Origin of the sequence: Klebsiella terrigena (genome assembly GCF_006539725.1) — a bacterium.
GTDB classification, from domain to species: Bacteria; Pseudomonadota; Gammaproteobacteria; order Enterobacterales; family Enterobacteriaceae; genus Klebsiella; species Klebsiella terrigena.
On record NZ_BJNO01000030.1, the window covers coordinates 1 to 25024 of the forward strand.

Genomic DNA, 25024 nt, shown 5'->3' on the forward strand with positions numbered 1-25024 from the left:
ACGCAGCGGGTGTGAGAAAAACGTCGGATTCACCGTGAACGGAACATTCCACTGCACGGGCTAAGAAAACAGCTTTCGCTCAAACTACCGTAAAAAAGAAATCCCCCTGAAACCTGACTGCACAGCATAAAAAAAATCCGTAATCTCTGTGAAATTACGGATTCCTGTACAATCACCGAAGCGTTTAACCGCCCGGCATTACCCGGCTTTTTCTTAACGCGCGTTCATGCTTAGCGCTTCGGCCCTGCGGCAACCAGCGCCGCGCCCGCCGGCGTATCGGTATACTTCTCGAAGTTTTCCACAAACAGCTTCGCCAGCTGCTCGGCCTTTTCCTGCCACTGCTCCGGAGAACCGTAGGTGTTGCGCGGATCGAGGATATGGGTATCCACGCCCGGCAGCTCGGTTGGGATCTGCAGGTCGAACATCGGCAGCGTAAAGGTTTCCGCGTCATCCAGCGAGCCGTTAAGGATCGCATCGATGATCGCGCGGGTATCTTTAATCGAAATACGCTTGCCGGTGCCGTTCCAGCCGGTGTTCACCAGATAAGCCTGCGCGCCGGATGCCTGCATACGCTTGACCAGCACCTCCGCGTACTGCGTCGGGTGCAGAGACAGGAAGGCAGCACCGAAGCAGGCGGAGAAGGTCGGCGTCGGCTCCGTCACGCCGCGCTCGGTGCCCGCGAGCTTGGCGGTAAAGCCGGAGAGGAAGTGGTACTGCGTCTGATCGGCGGTCAGGCGCGATACCGGCGGCAGTACGCCAAAGGCATCGGCCGTCAGGAAGATAACCTTGGTGGCATGGCCCGCTTTAGAGACCGGCTTAACAATATTTTCGATGTGATTGATCGGGTAGGAGACGCGGGTGTTCTCGGTCTTTGAGCCGTCATCGAAATCGATGGTGCCGTCCGGGCGAACGACGACGTTTTCCAGCAGCGCGTCGCGGCGAATGGCGTGGTAGATATCAGGCTCGGCGGCTTCGGAAAGCTTAATGGTCTTCGCGTAGCAACCGCCTTCGAAGTTAAACACCCCGTCGTCGTCCCAGCCGTGTTCGTCATCGCCAATCAGGCGACGCTTTGGATCGGTGGAAAGGGTGGTTTTACCGGTGCCGGAGAGGCCGAAGAAGACGGCGACATCGCCTTTCTCACCGACGTTAGCCGAGCAGTGCATTGACGCGATGCCCTGCAGCGGCAGCAGGTAGTTCATGATCGAGAACATCCCTTTTTTCATTTCGCCGCCGTACCAGGTCCCGCCAATCAGCTGGATCCGCTCGGTCAGGTTGAAGGCGACGAAGTTCTCTGAGTTCAGTCCCTGCTCCTGCCACTGCGGGTTGGTGCATTTCGCGCCGTTCATCACGATGAAATCCGGCTCAAATACCGCCAGCTCTTCATCCGTCGGGCGGATAAACATGTTTTTGACGAAGTGCGCCTGCCAGGCCACCTCGGTAATAAAGCGTACGCTTAGGCGGGTGTCGGCATTGGCGCCGCAGAAGGCATCAACGATAAACAGACGCTTGCCGGAGAGTTGATGGGTAACCAGTCCCTTCAGGTGCTGCCAGGTCTCCTGTGAGAGCGGCTTGTTGTCATTCTTGCCCTTACCCTTATCAGACCACCAGACGGTGTCACGGGTCGTATCGTCACGAACGATATATTTATCTTTCGGCGAACGGCCGGTGAAAATACCGGTATCGACAGCGATAGCACCAAGATTGGTTAATACGCCACGCTCATACCCTTCCAGATTGGGGTCGAGCTCCTCCTTATACAGTGTGTCGTAGTCGGGATTGTGGACGATATCCTGGACGTTGTTGATACCATAAGCCTTGAGATCCTGCGGGGTTAAACCATTATTAACGCGCATGTCACTGCTCCTTAGCCAATATATACTGCTTTAAATTGTAGGGGTTATTGAGGGGTATAGACCGCGACCAGGCTCATAGATTTACGTATCTCGACAAACGCCTTGCTGACGGAAAACACGGTGACTCCTGTCACGAAACGGGTGGATTATCTCAGGAAATTGGCTATTGGTGGGGATAGATGTTTCTTAATGGTTAAAAAGTAATTAAAAAAACTGCCGAACTGTGAATGTAATCGCTTTCCTGAAAGAAAATTACGTAACCCTTTCAGTGGGAATCGATTCATCTCGCGCGTAAAAAAATTGACGCCAGGAGCGGCGGGGGAGAAAACCCCCGGCGAAGCGCCTGGCGGAGGGGACGATTAGTGAACCTGGGGATCGGCCGGGGAAGCGTTATTGCGGATTTCAGCAATGTCCATGGCGTTGAAGAGATAGTGATTGCCGCAGTAATCGCAGTGCATATCAATTTCGCCTTCGTCGGCCAGGATGCTATCAATTTCTTCATCCGGCAGGGTCTTCAGCGCACCCGCACAGCGTTCGCGGGAGCAGGTACATTTGAACTCCACGTTCTGCGGATCGTAAACCGTGACCTCTTCTTCATGATACAGGCGCCACAGGACATCGTTGGCCGGAAGGGTGAAAAGCTCCTCGGCCTTAATGGTCTCCGTCAGGGTCGCCAGGTGCTCGAAATCAGCGGCCTGAGCGTCCTGCGCCGGCATCACCTGCAGCAGCATGCCGCCGGCCATTGGTTTTCCGTCATGTTCGCCGGTGCGGATGATCAGGCGGGTCGGCAGCTGCTCCGAGCGCTGGAAGTAATCTTCCAGGCAGGCGGCCAGGGTATCACCTTCCAGACCGACGACGCCCTGATAGCGCTCGCCCTCATCCGGAGAGATGGTAATGACCAGATAACCGTTACCCACCAGCGTTTTCAGATCGGCATCTTCCGGGATCTCGCCCTGGATGCGCGCAACGCCGCGCAGCTGCTGCTGGTTAGTGCCGTTAATCACCGCCAGAGAGAGGGGACCGTCACCCTGCAGCTGCACGGTAATATCGCCGGCAAACTTCAGCGTTGCGGTCAGCAGACTGGTAGCAACCAGCAGCTCCGCCAGCACGGTTTTGACCGGCTGCGGGTAGCTATGGTTAGCCAGAATTTGTTCCAGCGTTTCTGAAACGGTTACCAGCTCGCCGCGCACGGCATAGTTTTCAAACAGGTAACGATGTAATTGATCGTGTTGAGTCATAATAGTCTCTCTTGCTGGCAACAGCGCTGCCTGGGTTCAGGCCGTTATTCACTATCGCCGTGTTTAAATCTCATCAGGTCGCGGCGCTCTTTCTTGTCCGGACGTCTGTCGGGATGCGGCATGGTTAGCGCGTTCATTTTGCGCGCCAGCGCCATTTTTTCGCGTTTCTCGATGCTCTCTACCGTCTCTTCGTACAGCGCGACGGCTTCGCTGGCGGGCCGGCGCTGTTCAGTAATACCTTTTACGACGACGGTGCGTTCGTCGTTGCCCTGGCGTAGCGTCAGGGTGGCGTCCAGCTCGACGATTTTTCCAGGCTTGCTGCGCTGTCCGTTATAGTGCACCTTGCCGCCTTCAATCATCTCGCGCGCCAGCGCACGGGTTTTATAGATGCGGGCTGCCCAAAGCCATTTGTCCAGCCTGATGGCGACGACGGGCTTCTCTTTCATGGCCTCTCCTTATTGCGTCAGCGAGGGGATCAGGCGCCGGTAATCATTCATGCCGGGATGGCGGGCGTAGCGCTTTTCCGCCAGCCCGGAATCAGGATTGGTCACCCCAAGACAGTAGCGAATGCCGTACTGCGCTGCCGCATCGAGGATCGCCTCGTTGTCATCAACAAACAGCGTTTTATGCGCATCGAAGCCGGTTTCCTCAGCCACCGCACGCCACAGGCGCTGATCCTCTTTCGGATAACCAAATGTGTGGGTGGAAAGCAATAAATCAAGGTGTGCATCAAGGCCGGTGTGCTTGAGCTTGACCGCCAGGTTGTGGGGATGGGCGTTGGTCAGCAGGATCCGCCGCTTGCCGCTGGCTTTGAGAGCATCAAGGAACGGCACGGTATCTTCGCGCAGGGCGGCCTTCGGCCCCTGCTCGCAGGTCATCGCACGAATATCCAAATTCAGGCGCTCGCTCCAGTAGTCAAGACAGTACCAGTTTAGCGTATGCTGCACCGCGTGATACTCCTGGTGCATTGCTTCTCTGGCCTCCTGCAGGCTAAGGCCGCGGGCGGCTCCCCAGGTTTCCGGAACCAGCTTTTGCCAGAAATAGTTGTCGAAGGCGAGGTCGAGCAGGGTGCCATCCATATCCAGCAGAACGGTATCAACCTCCTGCCAGGCGATATCAAAGTGCATGGTGAGTCTCCAGCGAGGGGAAATGCGCGACAGGTTAACACACCCCGTCGCGCAAAGGATTACTCGTGATGTTCCGGTGGGGAGATGAGTACCGGGTTCAGGCAGCTTTCATAATACTTCTCAATTTCTTCCATCCGCTGGCGATGGCGCTGGTAGCGGCGGATCGCCAGCACGCCGTGCCACGACATGCAGCCGAGCATCGCCAGCAGCAGCAGCGTCGTGCCAAGATAGCGCCACAGCCCTGAGCGATCGGGAATGCGGTGCAGATTGATATGCTGCGTGCCGTTGGCATCGGTATAGAGATTGGTGACGATGCCCTCGGCGTGGAAAGGCGTATGCATCAGCATTGCGGCCAGCCGCTGCAGCTCGCCCCACTGCTCGTGGGCAGGGTAATCATACAGGCTGACGGTTGGCCACGGCTGATTGACCAGATCGCTGCCCTCATCGCTGGCGATTAAAAAACCGCCGGGAGCCGGGCTGTTCAGCGCCTGCGCCGCGCGCGACGTTTCGCGGATCACGAACGGCGCCGTGGAGGTGGTCACCAGGTTTTCCAGCGACTCGGCGCTGACCGGGCGTAGCAGCACGTTGATGCCGTCCAGTTTGCCCGAGCTGGCGCGTTTGGTCAGGGCATCCCAGCTGCGCGTATTGCCAAGGTTGACCAGCGCATTCTTCAGGCGCGTGCAGTCATCTTGTGCCGAGCACAGGCTATTGGTTTTGATAACGATATCGCCAAAATCATCCAGCAGCACCATTCCCGATTTCTGAATGGCCGAGCGCAGCGCCGGGCTAACGCGTGAATCGTCGTCCGGGTCAGGATGCAGCTGGCGCTGGACGGACTGCATCAGCGCGGTGGCTTTGCCGACGATGTCGGACTCCGGCAGCGGCAGGGGAGGGGCATCGTTCCAGACGATTTGCGAGCAGTCAAACGGCATAAACGGCGAGTTCTCTTTTTTTGCCGTCCAGGTATCCGGGGTGTGGATATTGCACATGCCGGTGCCCTTCAGCCGCAGGGTATCGCCGATGCGGACCTGCGACTTCTCTAGCTGAGCGACGGTCGTCGCTTCTATGGTCTGCGCGCCCTTGAGCCACGAAAGCGTGAATTTAAACGGCATATTCAGCGGCACGCTGGCCCACAGCATCACCACCACCAGCAGGGCGCCGGCGGCGATAATGGCGCTGCGTAGCCAGTACTGGAGCGGGAAGTGCCTGACCTCATCGTGTAGCGACAGGAAGCGTCCCTGGCGCGCGACGTGACGGCTGAGGTAGATATCGACATCCGTTTGCTGGCCGAGATCCTGGGCAATCCAGGGCTGCCAGTGGCGGGGATAGATAAGGTCGATGATCCCGAGGGAGATATTATTGATGTGCTCCTGATCGTTTTCACCAAAAAGACCCCAGCGTTTTGGCATTCCCCGCAGGCAGTGGATCTCCCGCAGCGCGTTTTTACGCGGCGGAGCATAGATTCCCCACAGGCCAGCGAGCAGCAGCAGGAGCCCGCCGCCGAGCAGCCAGGGCGTGAAAACGTAGGGGCTGATCAGGCTGAAGTAAAACAGCAGGAACGCGGCCACTATCAGTACCGCCTCGCGCAGACCATCGGGGCGGCTAAGCGCGTGCTCTTCGGCGGTCTCCTGGCGAATATTCAGCAGCTCTACCTGCTCACTCTCTTCACCGCGGATGGAGGCCTGGGTAGCCGACGCCCTTTCAAGCGCGTAGCCGCGGGCCTCCTGCGGGTAGTCGCTGAGCGCGTGGCCGTTGAGGGCAATAACCAGCGGCAGGCTGTCGGTTGGGATCAGATCGACGCTATTTTCGTCGTTGATGTGCTGCTCCCAAAAAGGCGGCAGGTGAACCTCCACCGAATCAAGGAAGTAGCGCCATTTGTTCGGATCGTCGGTGGTGATGCCATAGCGGGTGATGGCCCGGGTTACCGTAATAACGGTCTCGCTCTGTGCGTTCAGCGTCAGAGAGACCGGCGCAACGCTGGCACCGGTGGCCGGTATCTTCTGCGCCTGGCTGAGCCCTTCGAGGTACTTTTCTACCGCCCGGCGCTCCTCGGCGGAGAGCTTGCGCGTAGCGGCATCGCTGAAGGCGTGCAGTAAAGGGAGGCGACGACGCCTGGCATGCGCGCGATACCACCACCCGATCAGCAGTGCGCAGAGCAGCAGTGCCGTGAAGAAAATCAGAAAGGTGCCCATGCCCATCCCATCATAGTTATTCTTTTCTTAGCGGTATCGTTGGCTGCCATTAACACTCAAAAGCCATCCTTCAGGATTATGTTACCTGCGATTATGGGCCTGGGAAGAGCGAGAAATCCTCGGGTACGCTGGGTACGCTTCGGTTTCTGCGCGCTATCCGCTCAGACTGCCGGCGACACTTACGCCCGACGGGAGAGGCTCGTCGCGTGAGCCTGCTGTTTGCTACCGGCAGATATTGTGTAAGTAAGGGAAAATTTATTGTGCGTTACAGCAGCATACAAGCTTATCAAAAACCTTAAAATGCAGGAATCGGTAAATTCTCAAATACATTTCAACCTATTGACTTTTTTATCTTTATGATTCTCTCATTGAGCGCTAATACGTTGCAACTATGTAAATTAGTGGCGAATTGAATTGCCGAAAGCGTGCTCCATATCGCACAATGACCTCTGTAATCACAGCATAGACCGATGACGATGAGCAAATCATTACAAAAACCCACCATTCTCAATGTTGAAACGGTAGCGCGTTCGCGTCTTTTTAACGTTGAAAGCGTGGATCTGGAATTCAGCAACGGCGTGCGCCGCGTTTATGAACGCATGCGGCCTTCTACGCGTGAAGCCGTGATGATTGTGCCGATTGTCGATGACCATATTATTCTGATTCGCGAATATGCGGTAGGAACGGAGTCCTACGAGTTAGGTTTCTCGAAAGGGCTGATCGATCCGGGTGAAAGCGTGCTGGAAGCGGCCAACCGCGAGCTGAAAGAAGAGGTTGGCTTCGGCGCGCAGAAGCTGACGTTTCTGAAAAAGCTGAGCATGGCGCCGTCCTACTTTTCCAGCAAAATGAATATTCTGGTTGCCGAAGATCTCTATCCTGAGTCGCTGCCTGGCGATGAGCCGGAACCTTTACCGCAGGTGCGCTGGCCGCTTTCCGAGCTGATGACGCTGCTGGACGAAGAAGATTTTAACGAAGCGCGAAACGTCAGCGCGCTGTTCCTGCTGCGCGAATGGCTGCAGGCGCAGGGGCGACTGTAGTCCGAAGACGCCCCTCGAGGCGATTCTGGGCATCGCCCGTACGAATGGATGAAAAAGAAAAAGCGCCCGCAGGCGCTTTTTTTGTCAGAACAGCTCGTGGGTCTCTCCCCCACCGTCGGTGAGGGTCGTCCCCACTTCATGAACCGCCTGCCGGGTGGGCTGCGTGCCGTCAATAAAGTACTCCGCACGACTATTGCCGCCGCTGGCCAGCTGGCCGGTGCTGCGATCGATATTCACCGTGACGATGCCAGACGGCGGCGTTAGCGGCTCTTCCGGCACGCCTTCAAGCACTCTCTTCATAAAGTCATCCCAGGCCGGCTGGGCGCTTTTTGCCCCGCCTTCGTAACCGGAGATCTGCTCTTTAATGGCGCCGGAAGCGGTTGTACGGCCCAGATCGCGTCGGTGGTCGTCAAAGCCAATCCATACTGACGTCACGACGCCTGGGCCATAGCCTGAGAACCACGCATCTTTCGAGCTGTTGGTGGTCCCCGTTTTGCCGCCGATATCGTGGCGCTGTAGATCGCGGCCGGCGCGCCAGCCGGTTCCCATCCAGCCCGGTTCGCCGAAGATGTTGCTGTTCAGCGCGCTTTTGATCAGGAAGGCCAGCGGCGTATTAATCACGTGCGGCGCGTACTCCGGCGCTCCGCTCTGGGCCACCAGGGCCTGGTTCGCCTGCTCAAGCTGCGGCTGCGGCGGCACTGCCGGGTTTTGCGGATCTTCCGAGGTCGCGACCTCTTCGACGTCTTTATTCTCCAGAACGTTGGACTTCGGCGTATCGCCGTAAATCACCGGGGAGTTGCACTGCGGGCAGGCAACTTTCGGCCGCTCTTCGAAGATGACGCCGCCCTGATCGTTTTCTATCTTGCTGATAAAGAACGGTGTAATCAGGAAACCGCCGTTAGCCATCACCGAGTAGCCGCGGGCAACCTGCAGCGGCGTGAAGGAGGCAGAGCCCAGCGCCAGCGATTCGGTATGCACGATGTTCTGCGCCGGGAAGCCGAAGCGCTGCAGATATTCCGCTGCGTAATCAACGCCCATCGCGCGCATCGCGCGAACCATCACCACGTTTTTCGACTGTCCCAGTCCCTGACGCAGACGAATGGGGCCCGCGTACTGCGGCGGGGAGTTTTTCGGCTGCCAGTCAGAACCCGCGCCGGCATCCCAGCGGGAAATGGGCACATCGTTGAGCATGCTCGCCAGGGTTAGGCCTTTATCCATCGCCGCGGTGTAGAGGAACGGCTTAATGTTCGACCCCACCTGACGCAAAGCCTGAGTGGCGCGGTTAAACTTGCTCTGGTTAAAGTCGAAGCCGCCGACCAGCGCGATAATGGCGCCATTTTGCGGGTTAATGGAGACCAGCGCCGAGTTCACGTCCGGTACCTGCGACAGCCACCAGCTGCTGCCCACCTGGCGGACCCAGATCTGTTGTCCCGTCTGCACTGCATCGGTCACTTTGCGCGGCGTAGCGCCCTGCTGAGTATCGGAGATAAAGCGACGAGCCCAGCGAACGCCCTCCATATTCAGCATCACCGAGGTGCCGTCGCCGAGCAGCGCAACGGCTTCCTGCGGATTAGCCGACGTCACGACCGCCGGAGAGAGCGGCCCGGAGCCGGGCTGATTTTTTAAGGTCGCGATGATTTTCTTGTTGTCCCACGGGGTTTCACCCACTTTCCACAGCACGGCTGACGGCCCGCGGTAGCCGTGGCGCATATCGTAGTCCAGCACGTTATTACGTACCGCCTGCTGGGCGGACTGCTGGTTTTTACGGGTGATCGTGGTGTAGACGCGATAGCCGTCTTCATAGGCCTTTTCGCCGTAGCGGTTAACCATCTCCTGACGCACCATCTCGCTGAGGTACGGCGAGGAGAAGGCGATTTCCGGCGCATGGTATCGGGCATCGATCGCTTCCCCGCGCGCCTGGTCGTACTGAGGCTGCGTGATATAGCCTTCGCTCAGCATACGCGCCAGCACCACGTTGCGGCGGGCGGTCGCGCGGTCGAGCGAGTACAGCGGGTTAAAGGTCGACGGCGCCTTCGGCAGACCGGCGATGACGGCCATTTCGCTCAGGCTGAGCTGGTCGACCGATTTACCAAAATAGACCTGCGCCGCGGCGCCAACGCCGTAGGCGCGATAGCCGAGGTAGATTTTATTGACGTACAGCTCAAGGATTTCATCTTTGCTCAGCAGCTGCTCGATGCGGATCGCGAGGAAGGCCTCTTTGATCTTACGCATCAGCGTCTTCTCCGGGCTCAGGAAGAAGTTACGCGCCAGCTGCTGGGTGATGGTGCTGGCGCCCTGCGACGCATGGCCAGAGAACATGGCGACGCTGGCCGCACGGAAAATACCGACCGGGTCGACGCCATGATGCTCGTAAAAACGGCTGTCTTCGGTGGCAATAAACGCTTTGAGCAGCTCAGGCGGCATTTGTTGCAGGGTTACGGGAATACGGCGCTTCTCGCCATATTGCGCAATAAGCTCGCCATCCGCGCTGTAGACCTGCATCGGGATCTGCAGGCGCACATCCTTCAGGGTCGCGACGTCGGGGAGCTGTGGCTCAATATATTTATAAAGGCCAAAAATCGAGCCTGCACCCAGCAGAACGCAACAGACTGCAAGGATGAATAGATACTTTACGAACTTCACCGGAGATTTCCCATTTAGTTTTATTTGGGCAGTTTATAAACAAACGCGCGGTAGTATAAAGGCAAGCCTGGTGCATTGATAGAGCTCAACCGTAACGGCGGATAAGGAGATATCACCATGGCTTTCAGGAACTGGCGAATAGGGATGCACATCCAGCAGGATAAGATAGCGATCGTGGCGCTGCGGTTTGAGCGCTCCCGCTGGGCGCTGTGTCGCTGGTGGCATATCGCGCTGGCACCCGGCATCGTCCGGAATGGACAGGTGGCTGACGGCATAGCGCTGGCCGAGCGGCTGCGCGGCTGGCGACGAGAGCTGCCGTTACAGCATCAGGTGAGTATCGCGTTTCCGGCCAGCCGAACGCTGCAAAAAAGAGTCCCGTCTCCCCAGCTCTCTCTGCGTGAAAGCGAGCAGGCGATGTGGGCGGCCAGCGCCATGGCGCAGCAGCTGGAAATGCCCGTATCTTCGTTATGCGTCGATTATAGCGCATCCCCGGACGCCAGCGAGTGGCGGGTCACCGCCGCTCAGCGACTCGATATCGACGCGCTGCGCCAGCTTGCCGCCCGGCTAAAGCTCAGGGTGAGCGCCATTGTCCCCGATGCCAGCGCGCTGAGCGCCTTTTTCCCCTGGCTACCGGCGGAACTCTCAGGCCTGGCGTGGCACGATGAAATGCACTGGATATGGGCTTTGCCGGATAGCTGGGGCAGCTGCCCGCGGGCTGAAGTGGCCGCATTTGCTCAGCTCTCTGCGCGATTAAACGCCCGGCAGCTCGGGCTTTGTTCGACCCGGCCTGCCGACGAATGTCGCTTTGATCCGTGGAGCGTGATACATCGCCTGCAGCCTCCGCTCCCCGCCTGCGGCGACAGCTTCGCCGTGGCGCTGGGCCTCGCGCTGGGAGTGCACTGAGCGTGGCGCAGGCTATCAATCTTCTTCCCTGGCGAGCAGCCCGTCGGCGGCAGCGGCTGCGACTTTGGCTACTCTCCGCCGGCGGGCTGCTGCTGGGTCTGCTGCTGGCGCTGTCGGTTTCCCGGGCGTCGCGCGAGGCTGACGACAGGCTCACAGCGGTGAGATCAGCTGCCGAAAATCAGCTTTATGCGGCGCTCCAGCAGCGTCAACGCCTGATGCAGGAGCAGCTCCAGCAGCATGAAAAGCAGCGCTTGCGCCACCAGCAGCGGGAGCTGACCCGAGCCTGGCAGCCGCGGCTTCGCAGGATTGCGTCGCTGATGCCGGAACAGGCTTGGCTAACCCGACTGGAGTATCAGCAAAACACCCTGACCCTCAGCGGCCTGACTCTACGGCTGAACGCCTTATCGGCGCTGGAAACCGCGCTGAAGACGGTCGATGGATTTCGGCCGGCCAAAACCGGTGAAACCCGGCGTGATACCGGTGGCCGCTGGCTGTTTAGTTTTTCCCTTGCAGGAGAAAGCCATTATGCTGGCACTTATTGAGCGCGGGATGGCATCACTTTTCCGCCTGCGCGGCGGCTGGCTAACGCTGGCAGTCGCCTTGCCGCTCACCCTCGCCGCCGGTTTATGGCTGATATCTCCGCCGCCGGCGCAGGAAAGCGTTCGCTCGGATCGTCTGCGCCAGCAGTGGCTGAAGCTGCTCCCGCTGCGGGTAGCCCTTGGCCGGGAGGAGGTCGCCGGGCCCGCGGAGCGGGTTTTTTCCCCGCTTCATCTGCCGGTCGATGGGGCGGCGCTAATTGCCTGGAAGCCCGCAGGAAGAGGCGGGGAGATGGTGCTTGAGCTTCGCTGGCCGTCGGTACCGGCGCTGTTTTCCTGGCTGGCAGACTGCGGGATGCGGGTTGCCGCGTTTTCGCTACAGCCGCAGAAGCGGGTGCTGCGGCTGAGCCTGCAGCTGGAGGCCGAAGATGCGGAGTAAATGGTGGCGCCTGGCGCTGCTGCTGTCTGTGCCTCTGCCGCTGGCCGGCGAGGCGCGTGACCCCTTCCAGCCGGCGGAAGATCGCTGTCAGGTGGCGGCGTTGACGCAGTGGCGCTACGGCGGGGCGATAGGCTCCCCGCAGCTGTGGATCGGAATCCTGCAGGACAGCGCGGGAAAGTGGCGTCGGGTGAGGGTAAACGACACCCTCGTGGCCGGCTGGAAGATAAGCCTGCTGACGGCGGAAAAAATCGAAATAACGACAGGGCCGGGATGCGACCCTCTGCACTGGCGCTGGCTGCGTGAGGAAAAAAAAGATGCGATGGATAAGCCTGTTATTTCTGCTGCCGCTGGCGGCAGCAGCGGCCAGGAAAGAGCCGCCGATCTCTCTGGTGGTCGATGAGGCCCCGGTGGTTCAGGTGCTACAAACGCTGGCAGCGCTGCGGCAGCAGAATCTGGTGGTCGCTTCCGACGTGAGCGGGACGCTCTCGCTGCAGCTGCACAACGTTCCCTGGCAGCAGGCCCTGCGGTCAGTCGTCGATAGCGCCGGGCTGACGTTCAGCCAGCAGGGAACGATTCTGTACGTGCATACTTTGGCGTGGAAAAAAGCACAGCAGGCGCAGCTTGAATCCGATCGCGCAAAGCGAAAACAGAATCTCCCTCTGCAGCGGCATAGCATCGTGCTGCGCTATGCCGATGCGGGCGAGCTGGCGAAGGATGGCGACAGGCTGCTCAGCCTGCGCGGTAGCCTGACCGTCGATAAGCGCACCAACCGGCTGCTGATTCGGGATGACGCTGAGCATCTGACCGCGCTGAAGGCCTGGGCTCTGGAGATGGACCTGCCCGTCGGTCAGGTAGAGCTGGCGGCGCATATTGTCTCAATGAGTGAAACCAGCCTGCGCGAGCTGGGGGTAAAATGGAGCCTGGCTGAAGCCAGCAGCGTGCCGGGTTCAGGCAAGTTCACTGCGCTGGGCAGCCAGCTGGCGGTAGGCAATGCCAGTACGCGCACGGGCTTTAATATCGGGCGCATCAACGGGCGCCTGCTGGCGCTGGAGCTGTCGGCGCTGGAGCAAAAGCAGCAGGTCGACATCATCGCCAGCCCGCGGCTGCTGGCTTCCCATATGCAGCCCGCCAGCATCAAGCAGGGGAGCGAGATACCCTATCAGGTTTCCCGGGGAGAGAACGGCGCAACGTCGGTCGAGTTCAAAGAGGCCGTGCTGGGAATGGAGGTCACGCCAACGGTGCTGCAGCAGAACCGCGTGCGCCTGAAGCTGCGAATCAGTGAAAATACGCCGGGTCAGGTGCTGCAGCAGGAAAATGGCGAGGTGCTGGCGATCGATAAGCAGGAAATTGAAACCCAGGTTGAGGTGAACAGCGGTGAAACCCTGGCGCTGGGAGGGATTTTTTCACAAAAAAACAAATCTGCCCGCGACAGTATTCCGCTACTCGGCGATATTCCTCTGCTGGGTCATCTGTTTCGCCGGGACGGGAAAGATAATGAGCGACGCGAACTGGTTGTCTTCATTACCCCACGGATTCTGGCAGTGCATTAGGCGTTTTTCTTGCTAAACACGTTTCAGGTGTTTGACGTGAGGACGGATTTAGCATACAAGGGGTACCGATTTGAGAGTCGGGTTCGGCATCAATCCTCCCTTTTTGTCCGGTGATTTATTCTCATAATCGTTCAAGACGTATTGAGGCGGTAAGCAAGTTCACCCCCAGAAACATAGCTAGCTATGCACCTGGAGGCGAATAAGTGCAGCCAACGGTGAGGTAGTTTGAATAATGAAGCGTATATTCAGTTGCCAAACCTGCCGGAGTATTGAGATAATTTTTAGTCTGACTCTCGCTCTATTGCATATGAGGTTTCAGTTCATGTCCTGCTGCGCTGGGTATTCGCGAAGCGGGTTTATCATTAACGAATAGTCTTAGTAGTACCGAAAAAATGGCAGAGAAACGCAATATCTTTCTGGTTGGGCCTATGGGTGCCGGCAAAAGCACTATTGGGCGCCAGTTAGCCCAACAGCTCAACATGGAATTTTACGATTCCGATCAAGAGATTGAGAAACGCACCGGCGCTGACGTTGGCTGGGTCTTCGATGTTGAAGGCGAAGACGGCTTCCGCGATCGTGAAGAAAAAATCATCAATGAATTGACGGAAAAACAGGGAATTGTGCTGGCAACAGGCGGCGGCTCTGTAAAATCCCGTGAAACGCGTAACCGTCTCTCCGCCCGCGGCGTGGTGGTCTACCTGGAAACAACGATCGAAAAACAGCTTGCCCGTACGCAGCGCGATAAAAAGCGTCCTCTATTACAGGTTGAAGCGCCGCCTCGCGAAGTGCTTGAAGCGTTGGCAGACGAGCGCAACCCGCTGTATGAAGAGATTGCTGACGTCACTATTCGTACTGACGATCAGAGTGCGAAAGTGGTGGCAAACCAGATTATTCATATGCTGGAAAGCAATTGATTCTGGCTTAATAAAGTGCGTCAGAGTAAAAGCAACTGAGGTGGACGTCGCGTTATGGAGAGGCTTACTGTAACTCTCGGGGAACGTAGTTACCCGATTACCATCGCGGCTGGTTTGTTTAACGATCCAGCTTCCTTTCAGCCACTGCAATCAGGCGACCAGGTTATGCTGGTCACCAATGAAACGCTGGCGCCGCTTTATCTGGATAACGTTCGTTCCGTTCTGGAGCAGGCGGGTGTTAAGGTAGACAGTGTTATTTTACCCGACGGCGAGCAGTACAAAAGCCTGACGGTGATGGATACGGTCTTCACCGCTTTGTTGCAAAAACCGCACGGCCGTGACACCACACTGGTAGCACTCGGCGGCGGCGTGGTCGGTGATTTAACCGGCTTTGCTGCGGCTAGCTATCAGCGCGGTGTGCGTTTTATTCAGGTTCCAACCACCCTGCTGTCGCAGGTGGATTCTTCGGTCGGTGGTAAAACTGCCGTCAATCATCCTCTCGGTAAAAATATGATTGGTGCCTTCTGGCAGCCAGTTTCTGTCGTTGTCGATCTCAACTGTCTTAAGACGTTGCCGGCGCGCGAACTGTCTTCCGGCCTGGCTGAAGTCATTAAGTACGGCGTCATCCTTGACGGTGAATTCTTCGACTGGCTGGAAAACAACATCGATGCGCTGATGGCGCTGGATGAAAAAGCAATGGCGTACTGTATTCGCCGCTGCTGTGAGCTGAAAGCCGAAGTTGTTGCCGCCGACGAGCGTGAAACCGGGTTACGTGCTTTACTGAATCTTGGACATACTTTTGGTCATGCTATCGAGGCCGAAATGGGCTACGGTAACTGGCTGCACGGCGAGGCTGTCGCTGCCGGTATGGTCATGGCTGCGCGTACGTCCGAACGATTAGGGCAGTTCAGCGCGCAGGATACGCAGCGTCTTATTACGCTGCTGCAGCGTGCGGGTCTGCCGGTCAGTGGGCCGCAGGAGATGACCGCGCAGGCGTATCTGCCCCACATGATGCGTGATAAAAAGGTGCTGGCAGGCGAAATGCGGCTGGTGCTACCGCTCGCTATAGGGAAAAGCGAGGTTCGCGGCGGAGTGTCGCACGATGTAGTTCTTGGCGCGATTGCTGATACTGAGCAGGCGCAACAATAAGAAGGTCTAGCCGCGTCCGCGCGGCGTTATCATTTCAGGTGACATGCAATAGTCGTGAGCATAAGCCTTTTAGTGGGGTGTTAAATGGATGAATTAAAACCAGAAGACGATTTGAAAGCCGATCGCAACGATCGTCGTGCTGGTCGTTCCCGTCAGTCTTCCGAGCGCGAAAGCGATCCGCAGATCAATTTTGATGATGTCGATCTTGATGCGGACGAGAGCCGTCCGACGCGCGCCAGTAAAGCACGCCGTGAGCGCGATGAAGAAGAGTATGAAGAAGACCTGGAGTCTGAAGAAGACGAGGTCGAAGAGCAGCAGGTTGAGCGCCGTCCGCGTAAGCGTAAGAAAGCGCCAGCGAAGCCTGCCTCTCGCCAGTACATTATGATGGGGGTGGGGATCCTCGTGCTGCTGCTGCTGATTGTCGGCATCGGTTCTGCACTGAAGTCACCATCTTCCTCGAACGAACAAGCGGCGACAGGTGAGAAGAGTATCAATCTGTCAGACGCGCAGGACAACAGCGCTCAGCCTGCCACGCAGGACCAGACCGCGGGTAACGCCCAGCAGCAGGACGTTTCTCTGCCGCCAATTGCGTCTAACCCAACCCAGGGCCAGACTACCGCTGAGCCGCAGGGACAGCAGCGCGTCGAGGTTCAGGGCGATCTGAACAACGCGCTGACTCAGCAGCAGGGCCAGATTGACAGCGCCGTGGCAAGCTCGACGTTACCGACCGAACCTGCAACCGTCGCCCCGATGCGCAATGGTACGGCTCCGCGTCAGGCAACCACCGAGCGCCAGACGCAGACCGCAGCCGCCGCCGCACCGCGTCCGGTCGAGCGTAAGCACACCGTTATTGAGCCGAAGCCGATGGCTACCGCGAAAGCACCGGTTGAGTCGAAGCCGGCACAGCCGAAGCGTGTTGAAAGCACTGCCGCTGCGGCACCGGTGAAAACGCCTGCCGTCGAGCCAGCTAAGCCTGCCGCTACTGCCCAGGCTAAGCCGACTCCGGCCGCCGCGCCAGCTGCAACCGCTACTGCTGCAGCGACCGCTGCTCCGGCGGCGACAGCGGCCGCTTCTGCTGGCAAAACTGCCGGTGACGTAGGCTCGATGAAAGCCGCTCCGTCCGGCAACTACACCCTGCAGCTCAGCTCTTCCTCCAACTACAACAATCTGAGTAGCTGGGCGAAGAAAGAGAAGCTGGATAAGTACGTCGTCTATGAGACTACCCGTAACGGTCAGCCCTGGTATGTGCTGGTCAGCGGCATTTACGCTTCGAAAGATGAAGCTAAACGCGCTGTAGCGACTCTGCCAGCGGACGTGCAGGCGAAAAACCCGTGGGCAAAACCGCTGCATCAGGTCCAGGCTGACCTGAAGTAAGCTGCGGCGTAGTCTTAAGCGCAGGGTGCTGTCGGAGCTTTCTCCACAGCCGGAGAATGTGTAATTATTTAGGCAGCATGAAAAAGAATCGCGCTTTTCTGAAATGGGCGGGGGGGAAATACCCCCTGCTTGACGATATAAAAAAACATTTGCCGCAGGGCGACTGTCTGATTGAGCCCTTTGTGGGCGCCGGGTCGGTATTTCTTAATACCGACTTTTCTCGTTATATCCTCGCGGACATCAACAGCGATCTGATTAGCCTTTACAACATCGTCAAATCGCAGACGGATGATTATGTTGCCGCGGCGCAGGAGATGTTTACGCCTGAGAATAACGTGGCGGAGAGATACTACCAGTTCCGGGCTGAATTCAATCAAAGCCAGGACCCACTTCGTCGTGCGGTGCTGTTCCTGTATCTGAATCGCCATGGCTACAACGGTCTGTGTCGCTACAACCTGCGCGGTGAGTTCAACGTGCCTTTTGGCCGCTATAAGAAGCCCTACTTCCCCGAAGCTGAACTGTATCATTTTGCGCAGAAGGCGCAGAATGCCTACTTCTACTGCGAGTCGTACGCCGACAGCATGGCGCGAGCCGACGGGACTTCAGTGGTCTACTGCGACCCGCCGTACGCGCCTTTGTCTGCTACCGCGAACTTTACGGCGTACCATACGAGCAGCTTTAATTCCGAACAGCAGGCCCATCTGGCGCAGCTGGCGGAGAATCTGTTCGAGCAGCGGGTTCCGGTTCTGATTTCTAACCACGATACCGCGCTTACCCGCGAATGGTATCGTCTGGCTAAACTGCACGTCGTCAAAGTTCGACGCAGTATCAGCAGCAACGGTGGTACCCGAAAGAAGGTGGACGAGCTTCTTGCTCTTTACCGTCCGCCGAAGACTAAATAATTTTCAAGGAGATGCGGATGAAGCAGTATTTGATTGCCCCTTCGATTCTGTCGGCTGATTTTGCCCGTTTGGGTGAAGATACCGCCAAAGCGTTGGCTGCAGGTGCAGACGTTGTGCACTTTGACGTAATGGACAACCACTACGTGCCGAATCTGACTATCGGCCCAATGGTGCTGAAAGCGCTGCGCGGCTATGGCATCACTGCGCCTATCGACGTGCACCTGATGGTTAAGCCGGTCGACCGCATCATTCCTGATTTTGCCGCCGCGGGCGCCAGCATCATCACCTTCCATCCGGAGGCGTCAGAGCACGTCGATCGCAGCCTGCAGCTCATCAAAGAGCACGGCTGTAAGGCCGGCCTGGTATTCAACCCTGCGACCCCGCTGAGCTACCTTGATTACGTGATGGATAAGCTGGATGTGATCCTGCTGATGTCCGTCAACCCGGGATTCGGCGGCCAGTCTTTCATTCCGCAGACTCTCGACAAACTCCGTGAAGTTCGCCAGCGCATTGATGCCTCCGGCTACGATATTCGCCTCGAAGTCGACGGCGGCGTAAAAGTTAGCAATATCGCGGATATTGCGGCCGCAGGGGCGGACATGTTCGTTGCCGGCTCGGCCATTTTCGACCAGCCGGACTATAAAACAGTCATCGATCAAATGCGCAGTGAATTAGCGAAGGTTAGTCATGGATAAGTTACAGGCTATTCGCGGTATCGCGTTTGACCTCGACGGCACGCTGGTGGACAGCGCGCCGGGTCTGACGGCGGCCGTTGATAGCGCGCTTTACGCTTTAGAACTCCCGATGGCGGGAGAGGATCGCGTTGTCACCTGGATTGGCAACGGCGCGGACGTTCTGATGGAGCGCGCCCTTACCTGGGCACGCCAGGAGCGCGCGACGCTGCGCGCGGCCGGGGGGAAACCTTCCGCCGATCGCGATGATATCCCGCAGGCCGAGCAGCTGGCGCTGCTGCGCAAGCTGTTTGACCGCTACTACGCTGAAGCCGCGGAAGAGGGCAGCTTCCTGTTCCCGGCGGTTGCCGATACGCTGGGCGCTCTGCACGCCAAAGGGCTGCCGCTGGCGCTGGTCACCAACAAGCCGACGCCGTTCGTTGCGCCGATACTGGCCGCGCTGGATATCGCTAAATATTTTACCGTGGTTATCGGCGGTGACGATGTACAGAACAAGAAGCCGCATCCCGAACCGCTGCTGCGGGTTGCGGAAAAGCTGGGGCTGGCTCCCGCTGAGCTGCTGTTTGTCGGCGATTCGCGTAACGATGTCATGGCGGCGAAAGCGGCCGGCTTTGGCTCAGTTGGCCTGACCTACGGCTACAACTACGGTGAGCCGATCGCGCTCAGCGAGCCGGATTACGTCTTTGATCAATTTAACGAACTCTTACCCGCTCTCGGGTTACCGTACAGTGAAACTCAGGAATTAAAAAATGACTAAGCCCATCGTTTTTAGTGGCGCACAGCCCTCAGGTGAATTGACCATTGGCAACTACATGGGTGCGCTGCGTCAGTGGGTGGGCATGCAGGATGACTATCACTGCATCTACTGCATCGTCGATTTGCACGCCATCACCGCGCGTCAGGATCCTGAGAAACTGCGTAAGGCCACGCTGGATACGCTGGCGCTTTACCTTGCATGCGGTATCGATCCTGCGAAAAGCACCATCTTCGTTCAGTCGCACGTGCCGGAGCATGCGCAGCTGGGCTGGGCGCTGAACTGCTACACCTATTTTGGTGAGCTGAGCCGCATGACCCAGTTCAAGGACAAGTCCGCGCGCTACTCGGAAAACATTAACGCCGGCCTGTTTGATTATCCGGTGCTGATGGCGGCAGACATCCTGCTTTATCAGACCAACCAGGTGCCGGTGGGCGAAGACCAGAAGCAGCACCTGGAGCTGAGCCGCGATATCGCGCAGCGCTTCAACGCAATCTACGGCGAAGTGTTCAAGGTTCCTGAGCCGTTTATTCCGAAATCCGGCGCTCGCGTCATGTCGCTGCTTGAGCCGACGAAAAAGATGTCCAAGTCGGACGACAACCGCAACAACGTGATTGGCCTGCTGGAAGACCCGAAATCGGTCGTCAAAAAGATCAAGCGTGCGGTTACGGATTCCGACGAGCCGCCGGTAGTGCGCTACGACCAGCAGAACAAAGCTGGCGTATCTAACCTGCTGGATATTCTCTCCGGCGTGACCGGCCAGAGCATTGCGGAGCTGGAGCAGCACTTCGACGGGAAAATGTACGGTCATCTGAAGGGCGAAGTAGCCGATGCGGTGTCCGGCATGCTGGTTGAGCTGCAGGAGCGCTATAACCGCTTCCGTAACGATGAAGCCTTCCTCAATCAGGTGATGAGAGACGGGGCAGACAAAGCCAGCGCTCGCGCTTCACAAACGCTGAAAGCGGTATACGAAGCCATTGGTTTTGTTGCGAAGCCGTAAGCGGCGGCGATAAAGACCGCACGCATAAAGCCGAAAAAAAGGGCGGGTTAATCCCGCCCTTTTGTTTTCTGTCGTTGTCGCTACTCGCCCGTTCAGCACGCTGCGGGCAGAGGCGCGGCGAATCTTAGTGGTTAGAGAACCAGTTGAGCCTGTCGCGAAGGCTCACCACGCGGCCGACGATAATCAGCGCCGGGCTCGCCATCTGCTGCGCCAGCACGTCCAGCTGATCCAGGGTGCCGGTCACCACCTTCTGGCTGACCGCCGTACCGTTTTCAACAATAGCCGCCGGCATATCTGCCGCCATGCCGTGGGCAATAAGCTTCTCTCTGATCGCTGGCGCCTGGTTTAAGCCCATATAAAACACCAGCGTCTGCTTTTCTACCGCCAGGTTTTGCCAGTCCAGTTCGGCCCCGGTTTTCAGATGCCCGGTGACCAGGCGTACGCCCTGGGCGAAGTCGCGGTGGGTCAGCGGAATACCCGAATAGGCGGAGCAGCCGGAGGCGGCGGTGATCCCCGGAACTACCGAGAAGGGAATACCTGCATTACACAGGGTTTCGAGCTCTTCGCCACCGCGGCCGAAAATGAACGGATCGCCGCCCTTCAGACGCACAACGCGGCGGCCGTTCTGCGCTTCCCGCAGCAGGATCTGGTTAATCTCATCCTGCGGTACGCAGTGGTATCCCGCCCGCTTGCCGACGAATACCCGGTCGGCGTCGCGGCGAACCAGATTCATAATATCGTCTGAGACCAGACGATCGTAAACCACGACGTCCGCCTGCTGGATCTGCTGCAGCCCTTTCAGGGTCAGCAGGCCGGCATCACCCGGTCCGGCGCCGACCAGCACGACTTCACCGCGGTGATCCAGCGGTTCGTTCAGCAGCTGCTCGGTGGTATCCGCCACCGCCTGCCGGTCTTCGTTGGCTAACGACTGCGCCAGGCGGTCGTTCATAAACAGCTTTTCCCAGAAGCGTCGACGCTCGGCCACCGTGGCAAACTGTTTTTTAACCCGCGCCCGCAGCTGGCCGGCATAGTGCGCCAGCTGGCCTAAATGCAGCGGCAGAACCGACTCCAGCTTTTCGCGCAGCAGCCGCGCCAGCACCGGCGACGTCCCGCCGGAGGAGACGGCGACCATCAGCGGCGAGCGGTCGATAATCGAGGGCATAATAAAGCTGGCCTGCTGCGGCGAATCCACGACGTTGCAGAAGATGCGTCGCGCTTCCGCCGCCTGGCTAACCTGCTGGTTAACGTCGTTGTCGTCAGTAGCGGCGATCGCCAGCCAGCAGCAGTCGAGCAGTGCGGGATTAAAGCTCTCTTTTACCAGCGTCAGCATCTGCTCATCCGCCCACACCTGAAACTGTGGCGAGAATTCGAGGGCGTTAACCGTTAATTTGGCTCCGGCATCGAGCAGCAGCCGCGCCTTACGTTCGGCAACATCCCCGCCGCCGACCAGCAGACAGTCGCGATCGCGCAACTGGCAAAAAATGGGTAAGTGATCCACGGAATATCCTCGCAGCAGGGCAATGAGAGATTGTGAGCCGTCGTAGCATAGCAGCGGAGGAGCGACAAAATATACGACTTTTCCGGTGCTTACCGCTTAGTGGGCATAAGCAGAATGTATGGTTCCCTCTGAGGACCAGAGGGAACCTCGGGACGTCAGGCTTTAAGCTGAACTTTTCCGTCTTTTACCCGCGCGTCAAAATGGGCGATGGAGTGGCTCTCATCTTCCATACAGACGCCGTCACGCAGACGGAAGCGCTGCTTTTTCAACGGGCTGGCGACCCACAGATCGCCTTCGTGTTCGGCAATGATGCCGCGCGAGAGGGCGCTGGCGTTAAAGAACGGATCGATGTTGCTGAGCGCAAAAACCCGCTCGTCATGATAAGGGCGGAAGACGGCAACCTGCTGCTGGCCAAGCAGGGCGCAGACGCCGGTTGCCGGCAGGATTTCGTCAATCTTGCAGATGTTTATCCACTGGCTCATACGTTTTCCTCCACCAGAGTCACCGGAATACGCTCATACGGCGTAGCCGGGCGATGCTGTTCACGTTCCGGCACAACCTGAACGTTCGGGTCACGCTGGCTGCTGTTGATAAAGTGCCTGAATCGGGTCTGCGCTGCCGGGCTGTTGACGGTTTCAGCCCACTCGCAGGCGAAGGCTGCACGCAGGCGGGCCAGCTCCTCTTCCAGGTGTTCGTTCAGACCAAGCTTGTCGTCGATGATGACGCGCTTCAGATAATCGATGCCGCCTTCCATGTTATCCAGCCATGGCGCGGTACGCGTCAGCTTATCGGCGGTGCGGATGTAGAACATCATAAAGCGGTCGAGATACTTAAGCAGCGTTTCACGGTCAAGGTCGGCGGCCAGCAGATCCGCGTGACGAGGCTTCATCCCGCCGTTGCCGCACACGTAGAGGTTCCAGCCTTTTTCGGTGGCGATGATGCCGACGTCTTTACCCTGCGCTTCCGCGCATTCACGCGTACAGCCGGACACGCCAAACTTCATCTTATGCGGCGTACGGATGCCTTTATAGCGGTTCTCCAGTTCGACGCCGAAGCCTACGCTGTCGCCCACGCCGTAGCGGCACCAGGTGCTGCCGACGCAGGTTTTGGCCATACGCAGAGCTTTGGCGTACGCGTGGCCGGTTTCAAAGCCCGCTTCAATCAGCTGACGCCAGATTTCCGGCAGATCGTCTTTCTGAGCGCCAAACATGCCGATACGCTGCGAGCCGGTGATTTTGGTGTAGAGGTTATATTCGCGCGCGATGCGGCCGACGGCCACCAGCCCTTCCGGCGTGATTTCGCCGCCTGCGGAGCGCGGGATAATCGAGTAGGTCCCGTCTTTCTGGATATTGGCGAGGAAGCTATCGTTGGTCTCCTGCAGCGGCGTATGCTCAGGTTTGAGGATGTACTCATTCCAGCAGGAGGCCAGCAGTGAGCCAACGGTAGGTTTACATACTTCGCAGCCGTAGCCCTTGCCGTGTTTTTCCAGCAGCTCATCGAAGGTTTTGATGCCTTCGACGCGGATCAGGTGGAACAGCTCCTGACGCGAGTAGGCGAAGTGCTCGCACAGGTTATGGTTAACTTCGATACCCTGTTTTGCCAGCTCGGCGTTCAGTACCTGGGTCACCAGCGGAATACAGCCGCCGCAGCCGGTACCGGCTTTGGTTTCAGCTTTCAGCGCGGCGACGGTATGGCAGCCCTTATTGATGGCGGAGATCAGCATGCCTTTGGTCACGTCGAAGCAGGAGCAAATTTGCGCGCTGTCCGGCAGCTTATCGACGCCGATAGAAGGCTTGCCGCTGCCGGCATGGGACGGCAGGATCAGCGCGTCCGGGTTTTCCGGCAGTTCGATAGCGTTGAGCACCAGCTGCAGCAGGTTGCCGTAGTCGCTGGTATCGCCGACCAGCACCGCGCCGAGCAGGGTTTTGTTATCTGCGCTGACGATCAGGCGTTTGTAGACTTCTTTGCTCTCATCGAGATAGACGTAGCTGCGTGCGCCAGGCGTGCGGCCATGCGCATCGCCGATGCCGCCAACGTCAACGCCGAGCAGCTTCAGCTTGGCGCTGAGGTCGGCGCCGGTGAAGGCGTTGTCCGTGCCGAGGATATGGTCGACGGTCACCTGGGCCATTTTGTAGCCCGGCGCGACCAGACCATAGACGCGGTTGTTCCAGCTGGCGCATTCGCCGATGGCGTAGATATCCGGATCGGAGGTCTGGCAGGTATCATTCACGACGATGCCGCCGCGCTGTGCCACCGCCAGACCGCATTGGGTCGCCAGCTTGTCGCGCGGGCGGATACCGGTGGAGAACACGATGAAATCGACCTGCAGCTCGCTACCGTCGGCAAATTGCATAGTTTTCCGCGCTTCGGTGCCCTGCTGGACGATCTCTTTGGTATTTTTGCTGGTATGAACCTTCACGCCCATACTTTCAATTTTGCGCTTCAGCTGCTCGCCGCCCATATTATCAAGCTGCTCGGCCATCAGCATTGGCGCAAACTCGATAACGTGGGTTTCAACGCCGAGGTTTTTCAGCGCGCCTGCGGCTTCGAGGCCCAGCAGGCCGCCGCCGACGACGGCGCCGCGTTTGCTGCGGCGGGCGCAGGATTCGATAGCGTTGAGATCTTCAATCGTGCGGTAAACGAAGCAGTCCTGAGTTTCCGCGCCTTTAATCGGCGGGATCCACGGATAGGAGCCGGTTGCCATCACCAGTTTGTCGTAAAATACGGTGCGTCCCGCGCTGGAGTGAATGACCTTCTCCTGGCGGTTAATCGTAATCGCGCGCTCGCCGATAAGGACGTTAACGCCGTGCTTCTCGTAAAATCCTTCACGAACCAGCGAAAGTTCTTCCGCGGTATGATGGGAGAAGTAAGATGACAGGTGGACGCGGTCGTAAGCGATACGGGGTTCTTCGCAGAACACGGTAATGTCAAACTCTCCGGCAGGCGCCTTATCAAGAAGCTCTTCGATAAAGCGATGGCCAACCATGCCGTTACCGATAATAGCGATTCTGACTTTGCTCATTTTTGCCTCGATTTCTTTTCTAATACCGCCTACCTTAACGATTCAGCCGGTACACTTATTGATGCAAATCAAATTCAATCCTGCCTACCCCTTAATGGGTATTATCATGATTTATTTAGGTTTTTCTAAGTTGTGGAAAACTCAGGCTTTTCCTTTTTGTTGCTTTTATGTACAAAAATGGCAGGGGAACGCGGGGGCGGG

General features: G+C 58.0%; 22 protein-coding genes. 13 read left to right on the forward strand and 9 right to left on the reverse strand.

The window, feature by feature from the left end:
• Positions 1–230: 230 nt before the first annotated feature.
• The 5 genes from pckA to RTE01_RS23680 form a co-directional block, all read right to left on the reverse strand.
• The gene (pckA, locus tag RTE01_RS23660; protein ID WP_141335414.1) at positions 231–1853 is read right to left on the reverse strand and encodes a phosphoenolpyruvate carboxykinase (ATP); all 1623 of its coding nucleotides are present in this window, start codon (positions 1851–1853) and stop codon (positions 231–233) included.
• 359 nt (positions 1854–2212) lie between these two features.
• The gene (gene hslO / locus RTE01_RS23665; RefSeq protein ID WP_041143012.1) at positions 2213–3091 is read right to left on the reverse strand and encodes an Hsp33 family molecular chaperone HslO; all 879 of its coding nucleotides are present in this window, start codon (positions 3089–3091) and stop codon (positions 2213–2215) included.
• A 44-nt stretch (positions 3092–3135) separates the two neighbouring features.
• Entirely contained in the window at positions 3136–3537 is a 402-nt protein-coding gene (gene hslR, locus RTE01_RS23670) for a ribosome-associated heat shock protein Hsp15 (RefSeq protein WP_041143011.1), read from the reverse strand.
• Positions 3538–3546: 9 nt separating this feature from the next.
• A complete protein-coding gene (yrfG, locus tag RTE01_RS23675; protein WP_134527994.1) occupies positions 3547–4218 on the reverse strand; it encodes a GMP/IMP nucleotidase in 672 nt (223 codons plus the stop codon).
• A 59-nt stretch (positions 4219–4277) separates the two neighbouring features.
• On the reverse strand, positions 4278–6410 hold the full coding sequence (locus RTE01_RS23680; protein ID WP_134527991.1) for an intracellular growth attenuator family protein: 2133 nt from the start codon (positions 6408–6410) through the stop codon (positions 4278–4280).
• 476 nt (positions 6411–6886) lie between these two features.
• On the opposite strand from RTE01_RS23680, the gene nudE reads away from it, so the two are divergent.
• The gene (gene nudE, locus RTE01_RS23685) at positions 6887–7447 is read left to right on the forward strand and encodes an ADP compounds hydrolase NudE (RefSeq protein ID WP_041147478.1); all 561 of its coding nucleotides are present in this window, start codon (positions 6887–6889) and stop codon (positions 7445–7447) included.
• An 84-nt stretch (positions 7448–7531) separates the two neighbouring features.
• Here nudE and mrcA read toward each other — a convergent pair whose 3' ends face one another.
• Positions 7532–10090, reverse strand: a complete 2559-nt coding sequence (gene mrcA, locus RTE01_RS23690; RefSeq protein WP_041143008.1) for a peptidoglycan glycosyltransferase/peptidoglycan DD-transpeptidase MrcA — start codon at positions 10088–10090, stop codon at positions 7532–7534.
• Between the two features lie 117 nt (positions 10091–10207).
• Between mrcA and RTE01_RS23695 the strand changes: the two genes are divergently transcribed.
• The 12 genes from RTE01_RS23695 (at position 10208) to trpS (ending at position 20303) form a co-directional block, all read left to right on the forward strand.
• Positions 10208–10993 (forward strand): type IV pilus biogenesis protein PilM, encoded by a 786-nt coding sequence (locus tag RTE01_RS23695; protein ID WP_134527988.1) that lies wholly within the window; start codon positions 10208–10210, stop codon positions 10991–10993.
• A 2-nt stretch (positions 10994–10995) separates the two neighbouring features.
• Positions 10996–11535, forward strand: coding sequence for a PilN domain-containing protein (locus tag RTE01_RS23700; RefSeq protein WP_134527985.1), 540 nt, complete (start codon positions 10996–10998; stop codon positions 11533–11535).
• Complete coding sequence (locus tag RTE01_RS23705; protein ID WP_255313553.1) at positions 11519–11968, forward strand: HofO family protein; 450 nt, start codon at positions 11519–11521, stop codon at positions 11966–11968. The genes RTE01_RS23700 and RTE01_RS23705 overlap by 17 nt, the downstream gene beginning before the upstream one ends.
• Entirely contained in the window at positions 11958–12368 is a 411-nt protein-coding gene (locus tag RTE01_RS23710; protein WP_134527982.1) for a HofP DNA utilization family protein, read from the forward strand. The genes RTE01_RS23705 and RTE01_RS23710 overlap by 11 nt, the downstream gene beginning before the upstream one ends.
• Complete coding sequence (gene hofQ / locus RTE01_RS23715) at positions 12283–13518, forward strand: DNA uptake porin HofQ (RefSeq protein WP_134527979.1); 1236 nt, start codon at positions 12283–12285, stop codon at positions 13516–13518. The genes RTE01_RS23710 and hofQ overlap by 86 nt, the downstream gene beginning before the upstream one ends.
• A 392-nt stretch (positions 13519–13910) precedes the next feature.
• Positions 13911–14432 carry a shikimate kinase AroK gene (gene aroK / locus RTE01_RS23720; protein WP_004868452.1) on the forward strand — a complete coding sequence of 174 codons (522 nt, stop codon included), beginning with the start codon at positions 13911–13913 and terminating at the stop codon, positions 14430–14432.
• Between the two features lie 54 nt (positions 14433–14486).
• Positions 14487–15581 carry a 3-dehydroquinate synthase gene (aroB, locus tag RTE01_RS23725; RefSeq protein ID WP_041143002.1) on the forward strand — a complete coding sequence of 365 codons (1095 nt, stop codon included), beginning with the start codon at positions 14487–14489 and terminating at the stop codon, positions 15579–15581.
• A gap of 84 nt (positions 15582–15665) precedes the next feature.
• Positions 15666–16955: a cell division protein DamX gene (gene damX, locus RTE01_RS23730; protein WP_134527976.1), complete on the forward strand. Its 1290-nt coding sequence runs from the start codon at positions 15666–15668 to the stop codon at positions 16953–16955.
• A 77-nt stretch (positions 16956–17032) separates the two neighbouring features.
• Positions 17033–17857 carry an adenine-specific DNA-methyltransferase gene (dam, locus tag RTE01_RS23735; RefSeq protein WP_041143000.1) on the forward strand — a complete coding sequence of 275 codons (825 nt, stop codon included), beginning with the start codon at positions 17033–17035 and terminating at the stop codon, positions 17855–17857.
• 17 nt (positions 17858–17874) lie between these two features.
• A complete protein-coding gene (gene rpe, locus RTE01_RS23740) occupies positions 17875–18552 on the forward strand; it encodes a ribulose-phosphate 3-epimerase (protein WP_041142999.1) in 678 nt (225 codons plus the stop codon).
• A complete protein-coding gene (gene gph / locus RTE01_RS23745) occupies positions 18545–19306 on the forward strand; it encodes a phosphoglycolate phosphatase (protein WP_123552450.1) in 762 nt (253 codons plus the stop codon). The genes rpe and gph overlap by 8 nt, the downstream gene beginning before the upstream one ends.
• Positions 19299–20303 (forward strand): tryptophan--tRNA ligase, encoded by a 1005-nt coding sequence (gene trpS, locus RTE01_RS23750; protein WP_076946137.1) that lies wholly within the window; start codon positions 19299–19301, stop codon positions 20301–20303. Before gph ends, trpS begins: the two co-directional genes overlap by 8 nt.
• Before the next feature lie 124 nt (positions 20304–20427).
• On the opposite strand, the gene cysG is transcribed toward trpS, so the two are convergent.
• The 3 genes from cysG to nirB all read right to left on the reverse strand — a co-directional run bounded on the left by cysG (position 20428) and on the right by nirB (position 24823).
• Positions 20428–21801: a siroheme synthase CysG gene (gene cysG, locus RTE01_RS23755; protein WP_134527973.1), complete on the reverse strand. Its 1374-nt coding sequence runs from the start codon at positions 21799–21801 to the stop codon at positions 20428–20430.
• Positions 21802–21956: 155 nt separating this feature from the next.
• Positions 21957–22283, reverse strand: coding sequence for a nitrite reductase small subunit NirD (gene nirD, locus RTE01_RS23760; protein ID WP_134527970.1), 327 nt, complete (start codon positions 22281–22283; stop codon positions 21957–21959).
• Positions 22280–24823 carry a nitrite reductase large subunit NirB gene (gene nirB / locus RTE01_RS23765; RefSeq protein ID WP_134527967.1) on the reverse strand — a complete coding sequence of 848 codons (2544 nt, stop codon included), beginning with the start codon at positions 24821–24823 and terminating at the stop codon, positions 22280–22282. The genes nirD and nirB overlap by 4 nt, the downstream gene beginning before the upstream one ends.
• Between the last annotated feature and the right edge of the window lie 201 nt (positions 24824–25024).